14 protein-coding genes and 1 pseudogene are annotated in these 20407 nt (G+C 69.6%); 8 read left to right on the top strand and 7 right to left on the bottom strand.

Translation table 11 applies throughout. The features are described 5' to 3' along the window. Positions 1–211: 211 nt before the first annotated feature. Positions 212–1402, bottom strand: coding sequence for a hypothetical protein (locus ACSRUE_RS09305; RefSeq protein ID WP_441290682.1), 1191 nt, complete (start codon positions 1400–1402; stop codon positions 212–214). 212 nt (positions 1403–1614) lie between these two features. Here ACSRUE_RS09305 and ACSRUE_RS09300 point away from each other — a divergent pair, with 212 nt between their 5' ends. The 5 genes from ACSRUE_RS09300 (at position 1615) to ACSRUE_RS09280 (ending at position 6711) form a co-directional block, all read left to right on the top strand. Next, entirely contained in the window at positions 1615–2733 is a 1119-nt protein-coding gene (locus tag ACSRUE_RS09300) for an RNA polymerase sigma factor (RefSeq protein WP_441290681.1), read from the top strand. Positions 2734–2861: 128 nt separating this feature from the next. Then, positions 2862–3749 (top strand): helix-turn-helix transcriptional regulator, encoded by an 888-nt coding sequence (locus tag ACSRUE_RS09295; RefSeq protein WP_441293070.1) that lies wholly within the window; start codon positions 2862–2864, stop codon positions 3747–3749. 56 nt (positions 3750–3805) lie between these two features. After that, a complete protein-coding gene (locus ACSRUE_RS09290; RefSeq protein ID WP_441290680.1) occupies positions 3806–4366 on the top strand; it encodes a sigma-70 family RNA polymerase sigma factor in 561 nt (186 codons plus the stop codon). After that, positions 4363–4575, top strand: a complete 213-nt coding sequence (locus ACSRUE_RS09285; RefSeq protein WP_441290679.1) for a hypothetical protein — start codon at positions 4363–4365, stop codon at positions 4573–4575. The genes ACSRUE_RS09290 and ACSRUE_RS09285 overlap by 4 nt, the downstream gene beginning before the upstream one ends. A 1767-nt stretch (positions 4576–6342) precedes the next feature. Then, positions 6343–6711, top strand: coding sequence for a hypothetical protein (locus ACSRUE_RS09280; RefSeq protein ID WP_441290678.1), 369 nt, complete (start codon positions 6343–6345; stop codon positions 6709–6711). A 110-nt stretch (positions 6712–6821) separates the two neighbouring features. Here the strand turns inward: ACSRUE_RS09280 and ACSRUE_RS09275 are convergent. After that, positions 6822–7025, bottom strand: a pseudogene (locus ACSRUE_RS09275) (hypothetical protein); the annotation flags it as partial. A gap of 481 nt (positions 7026–7506) precedes the next feature. On the opposite strand from ACSRUE_RS09275, the gene ACSRUE_RS09270 reads away from it, so the two are divergent. Beyond that, positions 7507–12780, top strand: a complete 5274-nt coding sequence (locus ACSRUE_RS09270) for an AAA family ATPase (RefSeq protein WP_441290677.1) — start codon at positions 7507–7509, stop codon at positions 12778–12780. Positions 12781–13240: 460 nt separating this feature from the next. Here the strand turns inward: ACSRUE_RS09270 and ACSRUE_RS09265 are convergent, their stop codons facing one another. From ACSRUE_RS09265 to ACSRUE_RS09250, 4 genes are all read right to left on the bottom strand, one after another. Next, the gene (locus ACSRUE_RS09265) at positions 13241–13516 is read right to left on the bottom strand and encodes a hypothetical protein (RefSeq protein ID WP_437300383.1); all 276 of its coding nucleotides are present in this window, start codon (positions 13514–13516) and stop codon (positions 13241–13243) included. A gap of 21 nt (positions 13517–13537) precedes the next feature. After that, a complete protein-coding gene (locus ACSRUE_RS09260) occupies positions 13538–14002 on the bottom strand; it encodes a hypothetical protein (protein WP_441290676.1) in 465 nt (154 codons plus the stop codon). A gap of 660 nt (positions 14003–14662) precedes the next feature. Further along, a complete protein-coding gene (locus ACSRUE_RS09255) occupies positions 14663–16357 on the bottom strand; it encodes a recombinase family protein (RefSeq protein ID WP_441290675.1) in 1695 nt (564 codons plus the stop codon). Between the two features lie 106 nt (positions 16358–16463). Continuing rightward, positions 16464–16733, bottom strand: coding sequence for a hypothetical protein (locus ACSRUE_RS09250; RefSeq protein ID WP_441290674.1), 270 nt, complete (start codon positions 16731–16733; stop codon positions 16464–16466). Here ACSRUE_RS09250 and ACSRUE_RS09245 point away from each other — a divergent pair. Both ACSRUE_RS09245 and ACSRUE_RS09240 read left to right on the top strand, forming a co-directional pair. Beyond that, positions 16719–18026, top strand: a complete 1308-nt coding sequence (locus ACSRUE_RS09245; RefSeq protein ID WP_441290673.1) for a hypothetical protein — start codon at positions 16719–16721, stop codon at positions 18024–18026. The genes ACSRUE_RS09250 and ACSRUE_RS09245 overlap by 15 nt on opposite strands. A 166-nt stretch (positions 18027–18192) precedes the next feature. Beyond that, the gene (locus tag ACSRUE_RS09240) at positions 18193–19014 is read left to right on the top strand and encodes a hypothetical protein (RefSeq protein WP_441290672.1); all 822 of its coding nucleotides are present in this window, start codon (positions 18193–18195) and stop codon (positions 19012–19014) included. A 54-nt stretch (positions 19015–19068) separates the two neighbouring features. Here ACSRUE_RS09240 and ACSRUE_RS09235 read toward each other — a convergent pair whose 3' ends face one another. Further along, the gene (locus ACSRUE_RS09235; protein ID WP_441290671.1) at positions 19069–20334 is read right to left on the bottom strand and encodes a hypothetical protein; all 1266 of its coding nucleotides are present in this window, start codon (positions 20332–20334) and stop codon (positions 19069–19071) included. Between the last annotated feature and the right edge of the window lie 73 nt (positions 20335–20407).

The following is a 20407-nucleotide window of genomic DNA, read 5'->3' as shown; positions in this document are numbered from 1 at the left end:
TCGAGCGCTGGCGCTGTGCCGGGCTCTCCCGCGCACGGGTCGGGCGTGTGCTCCGGATCGGGAGCACACGCCAGCTTTTCCGAGCAATCATCGGAATAGGCAGCGCAAGCTGTCAGCGTGCTAGCTCCCCACACGCAGACTGCGAGAGCGACGACCGACGTCACGGCGCCTCGGCCTGCCAGCGAACCCATTCTCTTGGCCCCCCGCGTGCTCACCATACCCCCTCGATTCGCGCGCCGATTTCGTTCCCATTCGCCACGGGCGATACGTTGACCCGGTCCTGAGCCGGCTTGAATCTCAGGAAGGAGAAGTCCGTGAAGAACGATGCGACGGTCACAGCACCGACGACACCGCCCGTGATCACCGTGGCCAGACCGGCGCGGCCGAACATGTTTCGCGCGTCCTGCAAGCGGGCCAGCTCGCCACACGGCGAGTTCCGAGGCGCTTGCCAGCACATCGACGCGCTCGATGACGGCTCGCTTTGGAGCCGATCCCGCCGGGCGCTCAGATCGTCATCGAGCTTGCCCGCCCGGACGAAGAGGATGGTGCCCACCGTCACGCTCGCCGTCGTGACGGCGATCCCCGTGATGCGCAGTGTCCCCGGCCAGGAGGCCCACGGGCTGGGAGCCTTCGCGCGCGCAGCGGGCAACGTGCGCGAGGGGGTCGGCGTCGCTGGCGCGGTCTCCTTGGCGCTGCTCGCCTCCTCGGCGCTCCCCGCCGCCGCGCGGGATAGCTCCAACGTCATCTGGTGCTCCGCGCCCACCACGCCGAGGAAACCCTGAAAGGCGTCTGCGTGGCCCGGTGCCCGACCCCGCACCATGACGTGTTTGCCCGGCTCGAAGAAGAGCGTATAGGTGCGCGCGGTCCTCCCGATGCGCTCGCCACCGACGAGCACCTCGGCGTCAGGCGGATCGACCGAGAGCACGAGCGTAGCGACGCGCTTCACTGCCTCGCGCTGTCCTGCCTCGAATCGCCGCTCGAGCGCCTCCGGCAGCGCTTCGCGTTGTTCGAGGCTCTTGGCAAGGTGCTCGGCCGCATCGCGGTATTTGTGCAACGCGACCTCGCAAAGGCCGAGCTCGCCGGCGATCTCCGCCCGCTCTCGCTCGGTGCTGGTCGTCGGGTCCGCGGCGTCGAAAGCAGCCTTGTAGGCAGCGTATGCCTCGCTCCACCGCCCGGCATTGCGCGCCCTCTGACCGCGGCGAACATGGTCCTTCACCGATGAACTGTCGTTCGGTCCCGCCTTCGGGGTGGAGATCGGCGGCGCTGACAGACTTCGTGAAGTCTGTTGCGCCTTCGGCGGGACGTCATCAGCGCTGGCCGAGGTCGAGAAGCCCGTTGCGGCCCCGAGCGTGAGAAAAATCGAGAGCGAATGCGCAATGCGACGCATCCAGTGACGGTACATACACCGGTCCTTCGGCGTCAACCGGCAGAAACCGCGACACCTCGGCCGTTTGGGCGAGAATTCGCGGTCGTATGACGGAATGTGCTCAGGCGTCCTCATACGTCCGCTTCTGCGTAGATGAAGGTGTTACCTTGGACCACATAGTCCGACCAAAATTGCTCCTCGGTTCTTTTTTGTGAAGCAGCTTGGCCGGCTCAAGTGTGCTGCTTACCGTGGACAAGCCAGCGTCCGTCTCCCCCGGCTTCGAGCTCTTCCGGCGCCTCGCCCGGCGCCACGGTGTGCCGGAGCGAAACGCCGAGGATATCGCTCAGGAAGCGCTGCTGCGGGGGCTGGAGGCCGACAAGCGGCTCGACCCGGGGCGAGATCCAGCCCCGTACCGCGTCACGGTCGCCGTCAACCAGGCGCGCAATCACGTCCGTGACGCACGCCGCCGCGGCGAGGTGCTGACGTCGTTCGATGAGTGCGAGATCCGAGACGGGTGCCCCACGCCGGAAGAGCTGCTCCGGACACGGCAGCGGGAAGAGTTCGCGCGGGAGCTGATAGACCAACTCGATCCCAAGTACCGGGATCTCGTGATCAAGCACGATCTCCAAGAGGTCCCGCTTGCCGAGATCGCCACCGAGCAGGGACTCCCGCTGGACACGGTGAGGACGCGACACTGGCGGGCGCACCAGGAGCTCAGGGTGCAGTGGGATCGGTGGCAGGCGCAGCAGCACTCTGAGGGACGGGACGCCAGCGTCTGCGTGCCGCTCGCGCTGGGCTTCGGCCGTCGCGCGTCTTGGGTGGCTTCGCTGCGCCGTCTGGGCGTGAGAATCCTCGTCCAAGGCGCGCTTGCAATGCTGACCGGCGCGCTGGTCTCCTCAGCGTCATCGTTGCCCGACCCGGAGTCGTGGCTCGGGGCGGCGGCGTTCCGCGGCCCTGCCACCTCGCCCGCAGCGCAGGACGCCGCGGCGTTCCTCGTGCGAGACAGCGCGCCAGGCACCGCGGCGCCCGCCGGTGGCGAACGCGCGCACGGCGCCGCGGCGCCGGCCGCGTCGATCGCGCGCGAGATCGCGTCGCCCAGGGAGCAAGGAAGCGCGCAGGTGATGGCGAGCAGCACGGCCGCCCCCTCAACCACGACAGATCGCCGGCCCGCGTCTCCGGCGAGCCCCGTTCGACCGACCGGCGCGGAGCGCGAGCGGAGCCTGATCGACCAGGCCCGAAGGGCCATCGAGGCCCGCAACGTCACGGCGAACGTCGAGGCTCTCCGGCTGCTGAACACCCACGCGCGGGAGTTCCCCCGTGGGCGGCTCGTCGCCGAGCGCGAAGCACTCCTCCGGCAGCTTCGCTGAATCCTCGGCTGTCCTTCGGCAGCTAGCAGGCGGTGCCCCTGGTGATGTCTTCGGACAGCACAAGGCCGAGATCCGCCTTGTTCCAGACAAGAACGTTCACGTCCAGGAGACGAAACGCGATGGATAGGATGGAGGATCTACTTGGTGCGATGTGGCTCATTTCGCCGCTCGGGCTCGCGATGATAGCCTGCGTCGCGATCGGCTTCGCGGTCACCGCGCGCGAAGCGCTGGGACGGGAGCGGGGGCTTCGCGAGGCGCGCGAGCAGGCGCATGCTGAAGAGGAGGCAGCCCTCACCGATGCGAAGGCGCAGGCAGCGGGGGAGCGTGACCGTTACCGGCGCCTCCTGGACTGTCACGTCGATGCGGCGCTCGCCGAGCTGAGAGACGCCCGAGGGCGCCCCGTCCCCTGGCCGGGAAGGGTCCTCGAGTCGTTCTGCGCGACGGCGCCTTCGTGGAGGAGGAAGCTGGCCGAGTGCACGGGGTTGGAACCGAGGGAGGTGGAGCGGCTGCTGAGGAGCGACCTGCCCATGACGCCCGGCCTCGCGCGGCAGCTGGAGACCTTCACCGGCACGCCGGCGCGGTACTGGGAGCGCCTGTGGCGGCTGCACGACGACCGCCGAACGGACGCGGAGGATACCGTGGTGATCCAGGTCGGCGAGCCCGTCACCAAGCGCGAGAGCTCGGTGTGTCCCGCGTCGTCGCCGGTGCAGAGCTCGCCACCGCCGACGCTACCTCCCCGCGCGCTCGACGTTCCTCCGCCTGTGGTGCCGTCTCCCGAGCTTGCGGCCAGGAGCCCGCGGGCGAAGCTCCCGCCGCCTCCACAGCCGCGGCTTCGGTCGCCGCTCCCTGCCCGCGCCGCCACGGGGACTGAGCCCGCCCGGCGCGCTGCCACGCTGACGAGCTTCCCGCTACAGCGTGACGAAGGCGGGCCGGGTTCCGCGAACATTGCCGATTGGGAGGACGTTGAGCGCTCTCCGCTGAACACGACACTTCCGGGAGTAGGGAGCCATGGGTGAGCGCAGCCGTGCCTCGCATTCATCATAGGGTGCGATTTCGCAAGGGGGGTAATGTCATGGATTGTCCGGATGAAGGAAAGCGCGCTGCGGCGTACGCGCGCTTGTTTTGCCCGACGCTGGTCCGTGCGGTGTTGCTCTGGTTGGAGAGGATGGGGGTCCCTCAGTGCCAGCGTGGTGACGTCGCGGGCCAGGTCTGGCTCAACGTCTGCGAGAGCTGGCCCAGGTTCGATCCGAAACGCGGCAGGCCGGAGCGCTGGTTGAACGCGATCACCGTACACGTTGCCTCCCACTACCACGAGCGTGCGCGAAAGCGCAGGGAGGAATTGGTCAGTTCGATCGAGGTGCTTGATCCAGCGCCAGATGCTGCTGCTGTGATGGAGTCCGACAACGTCAGGGCCAGCACCATGGATGCAGTGAATGGGCTCGAACCGGTGCTGCGACTCGTTCTCGTGGCACACGATTTGGGCGGAGTTTCGATGGCCCAGATCGCCCAAGATGCAGGGCTGCCCCTCTCGACGCTTTACAGGCGACGCGCACGGGCCATCGGTGAGTTGCGTAATCTCCTTATGCGTCGGGAAGCCAGCGAGAGCTCTTCGCGGGGAGTGGGACTGCAATGAGCGTCAAGGGCCTGGTTGTTCACTTCCGGCGCGACCTGGATGACGACGAGGCGGAGCGAATGATCGACGCTCTGATGATGCTGAAGGGCGTCGCCAAGGTATCATCTGTCAAGGCCGGTTACGACGACGAACTGAACCGGCAGCGGGTCAAGCGAGAACTGCTAAGCAAGATTGATGGGCTTCTGAGAGATGACGAGGTCCCGATCTAGCTGCCGACGAACCCGCGTCGTCGTGGTGTCGACGCAAAAGGCCCGCGGTGCCGCATCGGGCCGCGCTCGCGGGCGACGCTGGCGCCCGGACGACGTCGTGCCGCTCCAGGCGTGCGCCTCTGATCACGATGCGCGAGCCGAGCGCGGCGAATCGGCATCGTGTGGGTTCTACGCGCACATGCCAGGGGTCGCGCTGGATTCCATTCCCACAAGAGATGGTGTTCACCGTGCGCAGTTGAAGCCGAGCGGACGCGAGGGAGCTCGGCGAGCCTGCGACGTCGGCCGGCAGCCCCATGGTCTCGTACGCGATCGATGGGTGCAGGGCCCCAACGTGGCGCCCGCGTTCAGCGTCGCCATGCGCGGCCCGGATCGGCGCGCGTGGACGTCCGCGCGCGAGGCGCCCTGGGAGACATTTTCTCGGGAGACAGTCGGAGGCGCCAAGCTGGCCGATCGCGCGCGCCATCGTCCGGTCTGCCCGGTCTGACGTGAAGGGCCGCCGCTTGCGCTTGGCCTCGCGCCCGTCACAGGCGCGGGGAGCGTGGGCGGCGTCACGGAGGCGCGCGCCGACCGCCGCGACGCCGGCCCGCTGGCTTGGCGATGTCGCCGTCCGTGCGCCAGCGATCTCCGCCTGCCCGGCCCGGCGTGACGCCGTGGGCAGGACGGCGCTCGACGGCGTTGGCGGGAGTGTTGGCGACCGCGCGGCTGGAGCTGCACGATGTCGCCCATGCGTGGCCGTGCCGCGCGCGGGCGGCTCGTCGGAGCGCGCCGTGGGGCAGGTCGCGGTCACCGCACGCTGACGGCCGAACGCCTGGGCTGCGCACGATGCCGCCTGTGGAGCAGCGTCGCCCGCTAGCGCGGGCTGACGACCGCGCGTCTGGAGCCACCGACGGCGCGAGGGTAGCCGCTCCTGCCACATCCGAACCTCCGTTGTTGTGGTGTTTCGGGTTCGAGACGGAGCCTGAACGAAAGCCCGTGAGGAGGCCCGAAATGGTAATTCTGACGATCCGGTATCTCGTCGCGAGTTACCGGGATCTGGTCAGATGGGGAAACCGCTCTGGTGACGCGTAGTTAGACCGCTTCGAGGGAGCTCCCGAGGGGCCGATTTGGGGGGACCCGAAGGGGGTCGATTTGGTAATTTCGCGCGGGGTCCGCTGAGGGGCCTCTGCGAGCCGCCGACCTCCGATTTGTCGCACACATAGCGACACGACTGCGCGCAGCGGCACGTCTGCGGGGCGGCCCGCTGGGCGCGGCGTGAACCCTTCCCGGCGGACGCCGGGGCGGCCTGGGCCTGGGGCCGAGCACGCGGCAGGGCGCGAACCCGGCGCACGGGGCCGCGGAGCTCATCCAGGAGGGAGGCCGGCGCAAGGCGGAGCTCGCCCAGGTGGACGCCAGCGCGGCTCGCGGCCGCGGCGTCGGGCGAGCTGGCCCCACTCGACGGCCAGGCCGTGGGATCGCCAGAGGGGGTCATCCAGCACACCGAGGTCCCGTGATCGAGCCCCAGCGTATGCCTTTCAGGCCACGGTGCCGGGCGAGAACCGGCGTCCTCGTGGTCGCACGCTACATCAGACTTTAACGCCGTCGCCCTCGCCAGGAGCCGACTCTTGTACTGTGCTTTAACGCTCTTTAAAGTTGAACGGAAAATGAAGGCTTCGCTCTGGCAGGTTTGTGGTTCGGTGCTTTTGTAGGCGCATGAGCTCGCGGCGCTGGTACGAGCTCGCGTGCGGAGTTGCCCGCGCGCCGAGCCACGTCCTGGAAGAGTGTTTCCAGATGAACAAGCAGACCCGGTGCCACCTGCGCGCGATCGCACGGCTGCACCCCGAGATCGGCAACCTGTGTGATCAGCTTGAAGCGCCCTGGAACGCCGTGCGAAGGATCGCGCACGCGCCGGGGGCGGCGGCGCAGTGGGAGCGCGCGGCGCAGGTGCTCGGGGAGCTCGTGGAGAAGCGCCGGGCGACCGAGCCGCGCCGGTCGAGGCTGGAGGCTGTGCGCCTGGAGGCGCTGAAGCGAATGGGACCGCCGATGGAGGGAGGAGGAAAACTTGCAAGCAGCCTGCGAGCCGCGTGGGAGGCGGCGGAGCGCGGGACGCGCGCGGTGCCAAGCCCACGTCCGGGCGATCGGCATGCTCGTCTGCGGTGAAGCGCTGCCCGGCGGGAAGCGCGCCAGTCGAGCACATGAAGCGGCGTCGCGTTGGACCTTCGCTGCGTACATCTCCCGTACGTGCCTATCGCGCCCGCTCGCCGATCCCACTCAGGGAAACGGAGCGTCTCGACCTGGATCCCGTCCTGCCCCGTTACCATCTCGCCCCACCAATCCCAGCGAGTGCCGCCCTGGCTCGGCGGTCCCAGCTCGTACATGATGCCTTCCCGCGTGAGCTGGTCCTCGTCGAGATACGCGATTCCGTTCGAATCACCGCCACGCCCGGGGCCGCCAAAGCCGCCGTCGCCCCCTTGGCGCGGTCGCGTCAGGCTCGCCGTAGACCCATGCACACTCTCCGGGTACGCTGGAGCACGGCCGCGGTCGTGCGTCTCCTGGCATGCGATCATCAGCGCGCCGTCTTCGGCGGCGGTCTGCTTCACGGCGCCGCGACGGGCCGCGCTCGGGCGAGACGGTGGCGCACGGGCCCGCTCGCGCAGCTCCTCCAGCGCGGCCGACAACGCGCCGTCTTCGGCGGTGGCCTGGTTCACGGCGAGGCGACGGGCCGCGCTCGGGCGCGATGGTTGCGCACGGGCCCGCTCGCGCAGCTCCTCGCGGGGCCGTGGCGCACGGTGCGTTCGCGCAGCTCCTCGGCCGTGGCGCACGGCGCGCTCGCGCAGCTCCTCGCGCGCGGCCGGTGCCCAGGCGACGAGATGTCGCTATGCTCTCTCCCTCGCACCGAGCGCAAACCGCGCATCCCGCCGCTCGCGCGCCAAGCGGGCGGCCAGCACGAGGCCCATGGACGTCGCGGCTCAGATCGTCAAAGCCTTGAAGTCTGCCGGCTATGGGCAGATCGAGGCGGTCGCCCGCACGAGATCGGGTGCGGTGTTCCGGGCCGTCGCGCCGCCGGACGGGCGCGCCGTCCGCTCCGTGATCCTCAAGATCCACACCGACGAGCGCGAGGGTCCTGACCGAGAGGCTGCAGTGCTCCGTCGCCTGGGGCGCACCTTTCAGCTCCTCACCCTCGGCGGCACGCGGTACCTGGAGACACCAGATATCGGCGGCGTCTCCGTCGCCGGTGTCTGCGCCCGGCGGCGGCTCGCGATCGACGAGGCGCTCGCGATCGGCGCTGCGGTCGCGGGCGAGCTGTCCAAGGTGCACCGGTGCCGCGTCATCCACAAGGATGTCAATCCTTCGAACGTCGTGTGGAACGAGCGTACGGGCGCTGTTGAGCTGATCGATTTCGGTGTCGCGAGCGAGCTGCCGCTGGAGCAAGCGGAGCTCGCGCCGCCGTCCCAGATCGAGGGGACGATCGCGTACATGGCGCCGGAGCAGACGGGCCGCATGAACAGGCCGCTCGACGCCCGCGCCGACCTCTACGCGCTGGGCGTGACGCTGTACGAGATGCTCACGGGCCGCCGGCCCTTTGAGACGAGCGACCCGCTTGATCTGGTGTATTGCCACCTCGCGCGCGCCGCCGCCCCGCCGCGCGAGGTCGACCCCCGTATTCCCGAGGTCGTGTCCGACATCGTGCTCCGCCTGATGGCCAAGGAGCCGCAGGATCGCTACCAGACGGCCTGGGGCGTCGAGGCGGACCTCTGCTCGTGCGTCGAATCATGGCGCCGCGCGCGGCGGATCGAGCCCTTCCCGCTCGGCCGGCGCGACGTCCCCGACCGGCTGGCGATCCCCCGCCGGCTGTACGGTCGCGACGAGGAGATCGAGGCCGTCGCGCTCGCCCTGGAGCGCTCCTCCGCAGAGGGGCGCGCGGAGCTCGTGCTCGTCGGCGGACCGCCGGGGATCGGCAAATCGGCGCTGGCCCATGAGCTGCTGCGCCCCATCACGGGCAAGCGCGGGCTGTTCGCTGCGGGCAAATGCGACAGGTTCCAGCGCGCGACGCCATACGCCGTCCTCGCCAGCGCGCTGCAGGACGTCGTACGGCACCTGCTCGGGGCCGAGCCTGACGCCGTCGCGTCCTGGCGGCAGGCACTCCTCTCCGCGCTGGGCGAGAACGGCGCCCTGGTCACCGCGCTCGTGCCCGAGCTTTCGCTGTTGGTCGGGCCGCAGCCGCCGCTGCGGGAGCTCGATCCCGTGGAGGCGCGCAACCGCTCGATGCTGGTGCTCCGCGGGTTCGTGCGCGCGCTGTGCCGGGACAGCCAGCCGCTGGTCCTGTTCCTCGACGATCTCCAGTGGGCGGATGCCGCGACGCTCGACCTGCTCTGCGAGCTCGCCGCCGATCCGGACCTGCGCTTCTGCTGCATGATCCTCGCATACCGCGACAACGACCTCTCCGAGGGGCACCCCCTCCGCGCGGCGATGGAGCGCATGCACGACGGCGCTGCGAGGGTCACCTCGCTCACGCTCTCGCCTCTGCGCGAGCGCGATGTCGTGGAGATCGTCGCCGGCGCGCTACGGGCGCCGGCCTCGCGCGCGACGAGCCTTGCGCGGATCGTGGAGCGGAAGACGGGGGGCAACCCGTTCGCCATCGGCCAGCTCCTGCAGCGGCTGCACCGCGACGGCGTCATCACGTTCGACCTGGCCGGCGCCTGCTTCACGTGGGACGAGGCCCGCGCCGAGGCCGCGCCGATGGCGGAGAACGCCGCCGAGCTGCTCCGCGCGCGGCTCGGCGAGCTCTCGCCGGCCGCGAGGGAGGCGCTGCGTGTGGGCGCGTGCCTCGGCGATACGTTCGACCTCGGCACGCTCGCGGCCCTCCGCGGCGCTGCCACGGAGGACACGCTCGCGGAGCTGTGGGAGCCGGTGGAGGCCGGGATGCTGATCCCGCTCCGTCTCCGGGCGCCCGCCGGCCACCCCTCGGGCGCGACGTTCGCGTTCGCGCACGATCGGATCCGGGAAGCGGCCTATGCGCTCATCGAGGAGCGGGATCGGCCCGCCGTGCACCTCGATCTCGGACGGCGGCTCCTCGCGATGACGCCGGCCGAGCGCCTGGATGAGCGCCTGTTCGTGATCCTGGACCAGCTCAAGGCCGGGGAGGCGCTGCTCGCAGAGGAGGGGGAGCGGATCGAGGTGGCCAGGCTGTTCCTGCGCGGCGGCCAGCGGGCGCTCGGCGCGGCGTCGTTCGAGGTGGCCGCGAGCCTGCTCGGCGCGGGCACCCGGGTGCTGGGCGAGCAGGGCTTCGCGCGGGCGCGCGAGCTCGCCGTCCCGCTGTACCGGGCAGCGGGGCTCGCGGCCTGCCTCGTCGGCGATTTCGACGGCGTCGAGCGGCTCGCCTCCGCGCTCTCCGCCCACGCGGCCTCGGTCCTCGACGAGGTCCAGGCCGACGGGCTCCGCATCCGGAGCGCGCAGGCGCAGGACCGCCGCGCCGAGGCCCTGCGTCTGGGCTTCCGCGCGCTCGGGCGGCTCGGGCTCACGTTCCCCGAGAAGCCCGCGGTCGAGGACGTGCAACGTGCCATCGTCGCCATCCGCGAGCGGCTCTCGGGCAAGGCGGTGGAGGAGCTCGCGGCGCTGCCGCCGATGCGCGATCCAGGCGCCCTCGCCGCCATGGAGATCATCCGCCAGCTCATGGGCATGGCCTTCCTGGTGGCGCCGGCGCACTACCCGCTGCTCGTCACGGAGGGCGTGCGGCTCTCCATCGAACGCGGCAATGCCCTATCGTCCGCGCAGTCGTACGTGTATTTCGGCCATTTTCTCTATGTCATGGAGGGCGACGCCGAGGGCGGCGCGGCCTTCGGCCGGCTCGCAATGGAGGTGATGAGGCGGCTCAGAGCCCGCGAGCTCTCGGCGGTGATCGTCGCGATCTTCGAGTGCACGATCCACCCGCGCACGGCGCATTTCCGCGACACGCTCGGGCCACTGCGCGTGGGCTATCAGGAGGGAATGGCGCACGGCGATTTCGAGTCGGCAACCTACTGCGGCGCGGCGTATGGCATGCACGCCTACATCAGCGGCGCGCCGCTCCGCGGGCTCTCGCAGGAGATCGGGGAGCTGCGCCGCTCCTTCACGCTGCTCCACCAGGAGCCCATGATGCGCGTCATCAAGACGTCCCAGCAGGCCATGTTGAACCTCCTCGGGGCGGGCGAGCAGCCGACGGTCCTTCGGGGCGAGGCGTTCGACGCGGAGGCGATGCGCCCCGCTCTGGAGGCCGCCGGCGACTCGTCCTCCCTGTTCCACATCGCCTTCCATCGCACCTTGCTGCTCAGCCTCTTCGGCGATTTCCAGGGCGTCCTCGAGGAGCTCGATCGGGTCGGACCTCATCTCTCGGCCGTGCGCACGCTCCCCATGTACACCCGGGTGCAGGTCCCGGAGGCGCTCGCTTGTCTGATGCTCGCCGCGGAAGAGGCGGGGGAGCGGCGCGACGCGCTCGTCGAGCGCGCCGACGGCATCTTCGCCGAGCTGCGGCAGGCGGCACGGCATGCCCCGATGAACTTCGGGCACCACGTCGCGCTCGTCGAGGCGATGCGCTCCGGGCTCCAGGGCGAGCACCCCTGGACCACGGCCAGGCTCTACGACGAGGCAGTCACCGGGGCGGAGGCGCAGGGCTACGTGCAGGACGCCGCGTTCGCGTGCGAGCTCGCCGGCCGCTTCTGGCTGGCGGCCGGCAGGGCCTTCCTGGCGCGCGCCTACCTGGAGCGAGCGCGGCGGCTCTACGCCCGGTGGGGCGCCGTGGCCAAGGTCGCGCAGCTCGAGCAGCAGTACGCGAGCCTCCTGCCGATGCACGCCCCCATGGGCGCGCTGCTCACGACCTCGCAGGCGCCGGCCGTCCTGCTCGACGCGGCGTCGCTCTTCAAGGCGTTGCACGCCATCACGAGCAGCCTGACGCTCCACGAGCTCCCGACGCGCCTTCTCTCCACGGTCATGGAGAACGCCGGCGCGCAGCGGGGGGCGCTCTTCGTCGAGCGGGAGGGCGCGCTCGTCCTCGAGGCGGCCGGCGACCCGTCCCGCGGGGCCGTCCGCGCGGGGGGCGTACCCGTCGAGCGCGCCGGCGATCGCGCGTGCCTATCCGTCGTGCGCACGGTGGCGCGGACCCGGGCCCCGATGGTCCTCGAGGACGCGCGCACGTCTCCGGCGACGCGCGACGAGCCCTACGTGGTGTCGCGACAGACCCGCTCCATGCTCTGCGCGCCGGTCCTCTCGGGGGGCGCGCTGCACGGCGTGCTGTACCTCGAGAACGACCTCGCGACGGGCGCGTTCACGGCCGAGCGTGTGGAGGTGGTCGGGATCCTCTCGGCCCAGGCCGCCGTCGCGCTGGAGAACGCGTTCCTTTACGACGACCTCGCGCGCCTGCTGGAGGAGCGGACGCGCCTGCTCGCGCAAGCCGAGGAGGGGGTTCGGGCGCGCGACACGTTCCTCGAGCTCGCCGCGCACGAGCTGAGGACGCCGCTCACGCCGCTCCTGATGGAAGTCCAGGTCCTGCTCCGGGACGCGCGCGCCGGCAGGATGAGGGACGGGGGGCCGGAGCGCGCGGTCAGGAAGCTGGAGCGCGCGGTGGACCAGATCGAGCGTCTCGAGCGGCTTGCGAACGATCTCCTCGACGTCGCGCGCCTCTCCGCGGGCCATCCGGAGATGCAGATGGAGCCGGTGGATCTGGCGGAGGTGGTCCGCGACGTCGCCGCGAGCCACGCGGTGGCGCTCGAGCACGCGGGCTCGACGCTGTCCCTCGACGCGAAGCCGGGGGTCGTGGGCGTCTGGGACCGCGCGCGTCTCCGGCAGGTGGTGGACAAGCTGCTGTCGAACGCCGTCAAGTTCGGGGAGGGGAAGCCCATCGATGTCCGGGCCGAGGGCGACGGCGATTGGGCCCGGCTCGTCGTGCGCGACCGCGGCGCCGGCATCCCCCGCGCGGTGCAGGCGCGGCTCTTCAGGCGGTTCGAGCGCGGCGTGTCAGAGCGCCATTTCGGAGGGCTAGGCCTCGGGCTGTGGCTCGCGCGGCGCTTCGTCGACGCGCTGGGCGGGAACATCCGGATCGAGAGCGAGCCCGGCGCGGGCGCCACGTTCATCGTGGAGCTGCCGCGCGAGCCCATGCGGGACGGCAGCCGGCCGAGCCCGAACGCGCGGACGAGCCGACAGGCCCCGTCGGGCGCGCCTTACAGCCGCGCCGGAGGGGAAGGGGAAACGGGGTGATGTCTCCCGCCGCCCATCTCCACGGGAGGAACCAGCGTCAGATAATACAGCGCTTCAATGCCGTCGTGTTGGGCAACTCTTCTCCCGAGCGGTCCCAGACGCGACTCGCGGCGCCCCCAGCAGGAACGCGGCGCCAAGAATGAGGGAGCACACGCCGGCGAGATCGGCGCCACCGTCGGCCAGCCCGCCGGGACAGGCGCGTCGGTCGCGCGACGAAGCAGCGTGCGCGGCGGCGGAGCTCGGATACCACGTCGTGGAGCTCGGGCGCCGTCACGGCGCCGTCATCGGCGGCGGCCTGCCGCACGGCGCGAGGCGACGGGCCGCGCTAGGGCGCGTGGCGCACGGCGCGCTCGCCCAGCTCCTCGCGCGCGGCCGTCAGCGTGCCACCATCGGCGGCGTGCCTGTGCTTACTTGATGATCTCCTGCTCGGAGGTGAAGGCGTGCCGGATCCGGCAGCGTTTCAACGCTCGCCGTCGACAATTGACCGGAGTTCTGGCACGCCGGACATCCGCACTTTTAGGCGGCATCCTTCGCCGCACTTCGGGCATCGCACGTCGTCTGGCATCATAAACGACGCGCCAAGCTGGACCAGGCTGACGAGCACCATAGTGACTCCCAGAATCCCTATGACGAGATCCACGCCCGGATTGTCGAGAAGTGCCCCGCTCATCGCAAGGCTGAGCATCGCCAGCAGCGACGACGTGCCGACCGCCGACCATCGATAGCGTAGGAGCATATGAACGGATCCTGCGCCGGGCTACTTGGGATCAACAACGATCTTGAGCTTTACGACCATGCTATTTATGATGTTCTCCGAATTCGCCACAACGGCGACCCAGCTTCCCGCTGGGAGCTCGCCAGTGTGAGAGTACGAACGAATCTTCAGTCCTTCAAAGCTCGGAATGTGTCGAAACTCCTTCTTTGTCTTGAAGTTCTCAAGCTGGGCGGAATTCATGAGAAGAACGCGAAATCCCTTGTCGGTGTGCTTGATGCCTTGTGCGGTAATCTGAACGGGCCTAGGCGATGGTAGCGAGAAACTCCTTGCCTGCCATCCGTCAGCGTCGATCGCCATCTCCTCGTCAACTACCACTTGAGGTGTGCGGACGTTGACCCCAGCATGGTCGGCAAGCGACTCTGTTGCTTGCTTGGCTTCGTTGCAGCCCGAGGTAATCACCGCGCTGAGAGCGAACAGAATGCAGCAATTGAACAGGGTGGGTTTCATCGCAATTCCTCCAGCCGTGAGATGCTGCGACAAAGACCAGCGCCAGGAACGGACGTCAAGAGGGACCGACGTCGCGGCCGTGCGCTCGCCCCCATCCTCGCGATGCCAGCAAGCCGCTCGCGGCGGCCGTCCCGGCCGGGCCCATCGAGTACCCCCCGCCGGACAGCGTCGTCGCCCCCACTCCGGACGCGGCGGGCGGTACGAGGGACCGGCCTCGTGGATCGCAAGCGGGATCGCGAAGCGGATCGGTCTCGCACAAGCCAAGGGGATCGGGTTCGGGTCGGCGAGGCACGCCCGGCAAGCGATCACCCAGTGACAAGGAGGGCACTTCGAAGGAGAGAATCGGAGGCAGGTACCTGGAATGCATCTACGCATCGCCGGAGATGGCGGCCGAATGACAAGCAGACCATGGCCGAGCCGTCAAGTGGATCACGGCGAAGCCGGCTGAGCAGATCGGGACGGGCTGGTACCTGCAAGCAGGGCATCCGGGAGGAGGCCGACCATCACGGCCGTGACCGAGAGCGCTCACCCTCGCGATGACGTGAATTGGCGTGACTGGCACCGCTCACTCTCGCGATGGCCAGCAGGCAGCCTGCTCAATCGCGCAGCAACTATCATGGGCTTCATCACCGTCCGCGCGGAGGACGCGGAGTCGTGTGGTCAGCTCTGCGAACGCTCGACCGGAGTCGAAGCACCTTCCATCGTGCCGAGATAGTCACGCGCCGACATCGACGGCGCGGGGAGCGCAGCGACGATCGGGGACAGCGAGGCGACGGGCGAGGGGGCGGGCAGCGCATCGACGTTCGGCTCAGGGCGGAGCGCTGGCAATTCCTGCGCTCCATGCGCCGCTGATATCTGCGATGGATCGCGCCATGTGGTCCTGATCTGCCTGTCCTTCGTCGCCTCGACTTTCGAGGAGAACGAGCGGATCAGTGCTCGCTGGATGTCTAGCGGAAAGATATCCCACTCATCGATTACCTGCTGGACATAGGCGTGTGCATGCTTTCGAGTCTCGACGGTATCGTTGCCTTCCGTTTCCTTGAACTCGGCTTCCTTCGCATCGATTGCTGCAAGCGCGTCGTCGAGGCGATTCAGTTCCACCTTCACGTCGTCGACGGTGAAAAGTCCCTTTGCGACAAATTCCACAACTCGCTGTCGCGAGGTCTTGATCTCTCGGCGCTGGGCGGTGAAATCCGGCTTCTCGATCTGGCGCGGCGGTCGAGTCAGCGAAGTGAGAAGCGAGCGAGCAAACGTCAAGAATTGCTCGCTCGCGGCGGCGTCCGCGTCCGGCTGGCGAAAGCATGCGCTGAGCTTGCACCGGACGCCTTTCTCTTTCTGCTCCATATGGCCACGACAGGCGTAGTAGCCCACCTTGTGTCGGCCCTTGCGGTCCACCGGAACGGCAGCGACGCTACCGCCGCATTCCGCGCAACGGCAGATGCCACGGAGCAAGTGGTTCGCCGTCGCAGACGCGGCCTGGGGCTTCCTCCCGCGGCGGCGGCCTCTCAACGCAAGCTGAGCGTTGTTGAATGTCTCATCGTCGATGATCGCCTCATGTGCAGGGATCCACTCGGCCGGAAGTTGCACGACGCCGCGCGTGGCGTTCGGCCGCACGCTGGTCTTTGCGACACGGCCCGTGTAGGTTCGGTTGCGCAGCGCGGTAAGAACCCAGGCGCGCCCGAACGCCTTGATGCTGCCATACTCCTGGCGGAGCCGCTTGGCGGTCTCGAATACGCTATAGCCTTCAAGGCAGAGCGCGAACATGCGACGCACCACCGCGGCGTGCTCCGGAACCACGCGGAGGGGGAGCGGCGTCTTCGTGCCTTTGGGCTTCGGCTGGCGTTCGTAGCCGAACGGCGGATGCCCTTCGACGAAGTACCCTTGGGCGCGCAGGTGCTTCCGCCCCCCTTCGGTTCGTTCCTTGATCCGACGGCGCTCCTGCTCCGCCCCGACCGCCCAATTGGCGAGCGTGTCCTCTGCCATCGGCGATCGCGAATCGAACCCCTTGTCAACCGCGATGAACACGGCGCCCTTGCGCATGATCTGACGAACGTTCTTGACAATGAAGACCACGTCGCGCCCGAAGCGGTCGATGTCCGTCACGATGACCATGTCCCCCCGGCGGACGTCCGCCAGGAGCGCGGCGACCTTCTTCCGGTTCGCCTCGTTCTCCTCGCCACCGCTCTCTACCTCCGGGAACAGGATCGGCTCCGGCAGCGAATGGAGGCGGCAGTAGTTGCCGATCTTCTCGGCCTGGGCGTCCAGGGAGACCCCTGCGATCTCCTGCTCCCTCGTCGAGACGCGCGGGTAGCCGAGCGTCCGCCGGATCGCGGCGTTGGGGGTTGCGTCTTTCATTTGTTTCACCTGTCAGAAAGGTTGATCGTAGTTCAGCCCGGCCGGCTGAGCAAATCGCCGGTTTTGGCCGGAATTTCGGCCTCCTCTGCGTGTACTAAAAGTTTCGCTACTCTGGCGAGGCGCCGTCGCGCACCTGCTCGGCGGCGACGCCGCGCTGCTCGCGGATCACCTCTCCGCGCTCGTCACCGGGGAGCTCTGCGTCCGCCGCCGCGAGGGCCGCTTCCCCGGCGAGGAGGAGTACTGCTTCCGCCAGGCGCTCCTGCGCGAGGGCGCGTACGCGCAGCTCACCGAGGAGGATCGAGCGCTCGGCCACCGCCTCGCCGCCGAGTGGCTCGAGGCCGCGGGCGAGGCCGATCCGCTGGTGCTCGCGGCGCACTGCGAGCGCGGCGGCCTGACCGCCCGGGCGGCGTCGCTGCTCGTCCGAGGCGCCGAGCTCGCGGCCGCGCGCCGGGCCTACTTCGACGCCGAGGGCTGCTACGGGCGCGCCGAGGCGCTGGTCGGCGCGCTGCTCCCCGCGGCGCGCCACGCGCGGGGCCTCGCTCGCTTCCGGCTCGGGCGCCACACCGAGGCCCTCGCCGACCTCGCCGCGGCGCGCGAGGAGGCGGCCGCGGCGTCGGAGCCGGCGGCGGAGATCGAGCTCCTCCTCGATGAGGCCATGATCCTCGACTGGACAGGCGATTACAGGGCGGCAAGCTGGCGGGTCGAGGCCGCCGAGCGCCTCGCCGACTGGGTGGACTCCCCCCTGCTCAACGCCCGCCTGCTCCTCGGCGTGGGCCGCTCGCTCCACCGGGACGACCGCGAGGACGAGGCCGCCATGGTGCTGTCGCGCGCCGCGGAGCAAGCCGCGCGGCTCGGGGACGAGGGCTACGAGACGCACATCATCGCCCGGCTGATGCTCGGCTTCATCCTGGCCAGCCTCGGCCGGATCGACGAGGCGGCGCGGGATCTCGACGCGGTGATCCTCAGCTGCGAGGAGCGCAGCGATCTCATGCACCTCGGCGCAGCGCTGAACAACCGCGCGCTCGCGCGGGCCCTCCAGGGCGACCGCGCCGGGATGATCGCCGACCTCGAGCGCACCATCGCGCTCGGGCGCGACCTCGGCCAGCCCGCGTTCGAGCTCGTCGGCCGCTACAACCTCGCCGAGCACCTGTATCTGATGGACGATCTCGAGGCCGCGGCGCCTCACGCGCACGCCGTCCAGGCGATGGGGCCGCGCTGCGACGACCACCACGCGCCGATCGCCGTGGCGCTCCTGACCGCGCGCCTGCGCCTCTACCAGGGCGACGAGGCGGGCGCTCGCGGCATCGCCCTGCGGCTGCGCGCGGCGCAAGAGGGAGCCGGCGGCGACGCGCTGAAGCCCTCGGAGGACGTGCTCTGCTCGATGATCGAGCTCGCGACGCGCGACGACGACGGCGCCGCGTGGGCCGCGCTCGAGGAGCGCTCCGCGCGCTGCTCGGTAGGGCAGGAGCGGATCGAGGTGCTCGAGGCGCGGGCCCTCGCCGCCTTCCGTCGCGGCCGGTACGTCGATGCACGGCAGCAGATCGAGCGCGCCCTCGCGGCCGCCTCCACCACGCCGACCGTCATGGGCAGTCGCCTCCGCCGCTGGCACACGGAGCTGACGGCGCTGACAGAATCGGAGGCCCCGGACACCCACCCTCGTCGCCGCTGAATCACCTTGCACGGGCGCGATAATGCGAAAAGATAGAATATTGAACCCATAGTCAACCTATGGGCGATGTTGGTGAGCCCGCGCTCGCGCGCCGCGCGCAGGGAGCCGCCGGGTGATGCGCCAGAAATGGGGGGGGGAACCCATGTCGCTCAAGGAGACATTCATCGTGCTTGTCTGGGCTGGGGTGCTGTCGGGCTGCGCCGCGGAGGTGGGGGACACCGAGGCGCTGGAGGAGCGCGTGGGGGAATCCCAGGGGGCCCTTCTGGGCGGCAACGCGCTCAGCGCGAACGCCCTGAACCTCAACGCATTGAACCTCAACGCATTGAACCTCAACGCCCTGAACCTCAACGGTCTCAGCGCGCAAAACCTCGCCGCGATCCGGGATCCAGGCCCGAGCGGGGCGCTGGCGCGCGAGTTCATGCGGTATGCGACGAGCTGCGCCCTGAGCAGCACGGCGTCGTTCAACTTCTCGTGGACGGACTCCAGCGGCGCCGTCCACAACGAGCGCTACCCCGGGCTGCTCGGCGCCGCGCCGACCTGGGCGACCGGGCCGCTCGACGAGATCGGGCAGCGCATGGTCTCCAGCTGCGTGGCGGCGCGCGTGAACTACTATCAAGTGCCGGTCCTCCTCTCCGCCCGCTCGCTGCGGGAGCCGCTGAAGACGCTGTCCTCCAGCCGGGAGCTCATCGATTATCCGGACGTCGAGGGGGCCTTCTGGGGCAACCTGTTCGCCGCACAGCCCTACCTCAACGCTTGCTACAACAGCGCGACGCTCGACAACTCGCGCGCCTACCAGCGCGACTGCGCCGCGGGCCACCTGATGTCCGACGGCCAGGTCGTGGGGTGCGGGGTGATCCGCATGGTCGGCCCCTGCAGCCGGGTCTGCCAGAAGCTCAACGGGGCCGGCCAGTACTACCCGTCCTGCGTCGACCGCCCCGGCCAGAGCACCGCGACCACGAAGGAGGTGATCACCACCGCCTTGCCCTGACCGGCGCGCCGCCGCAACCCGGGACGGCGCGCCTGCGCCAACGTCAGACAGCGCCTAGCGCGAGCTCGGCACGTAGCGCGGCTGCATCGGGCTCGCGCCGATGATCGTGGACGCGACGGGCGGGTACAGCCGCAGGTACTCCTGCTCTTCCGCGTGGCACTGGCGCGAGAGCGCCTCGCAGCTCGCCCCGCCGTACCGGCACTGCTCATTGGCCCGCGCTTCACACGCCGCGCGCGGGTTCTGCGGGCGCCACACCTCGACGAACTGCGAGGACGGGGCCGCCCCGGCGCCCAGCTGCGCCAAGAAATCCCGCTTCACGATGAGCACGCGCTTGCCGTTCTCGAGCTTGAGGGCCGCGTTCAGCTTCTGCTGCAGCGCCCCTTGCAAGCCTGGCCCGAAGCGCGCGGCGGACCGCTCGATCTCGCGCGCGGCCCGGGACTCGATCACGCCGAACATCGCGTCCTCGAGCGGCCTGGGCAGAGCCCCGATACCCAGCAGGACGGGAACCCCGAAATCCCAGGCGGCGCTCCCCTCCACGATGCGCGACACGCTGTCCCCGCTGAACAGGGCCGTGGCCGACTTGGCCACGGTCGAGCTGAAGCCGGTCGCGAACGTCACGACGGGCGTGATCGGACTGACCCCCGACACCCGCAGATCGACGTTGGTGTTCCGGAGCGCGGTCGCGACGGCGACCTTGGGCTCCAGGGTGATCGCGTAGTCCCCGTTCTCTCGGACCCCGAACGTGGGGTTCAGATCCAGGCCCAGCACGATGTCCGCCGTGGTCGCCAGGCTGCCACGCAGGCTGTAGCTGTCGCTCCCCGATTTGTTGCAGGAGCCGAGGACCCTGTACCCGAACGTCTGGTTGACGTCGATCTTCGCGGAGTACTCGACAGGCAGCGACAGCTTGACGGCCAGCGGTCGAGTCAGCGAGTCCCCCGTGATGTCCAGGCTGGCAGAGCGCTTGAGGCGCGCCGAGTAAGTGGCGTGCCGCTGCTCGGCCCTCACCGTGCACGAGTGCCCGGTGTCGATCTTCCTGTCGGTCGGGTCGTCGAGCTCGAAGAGGATCCCCTCGCTGTCGACCGTGATGCCTCTCGCGTCGAGCTCCGAGTTCACGCGGTCCAGGGCCATCTTACACAACGACCTGACCTCTTGAGGGCCCGTGTCACAGTTGATGATCCCAGGCTGGATCAACTGCTGCTCGGCGACGCCGACATCGTTCTCCGAGCCCTCCTCCTCTTCCTGATAGCCCTCGCCTCCAACCGGCGCCGCGCAGCTGATCAGCAACGGCAGCAGGACGGCCAATCCCATGGTCTTCTTCATGATTCGTCTTTGCTCTCCCAAGCAAGCTTCCCGCTCGGCGCGGCCCAGCTCAAGCCACGCCATGAAGGCGGCG

It is taken from the genome of Sorangium sp. KYC3313 (assembly GCF_052075895.1).
GTDB lineage: Bacteria > Myxococcota_A > Polyangia > Polyangiales > Polyangiaceae > Sorangium > Sorangium cellulosum_B.
Note: the sequence above shows the minus strand (reverse complement) of the source record. Positions and strands in the feature narration are given on the sequence as shown.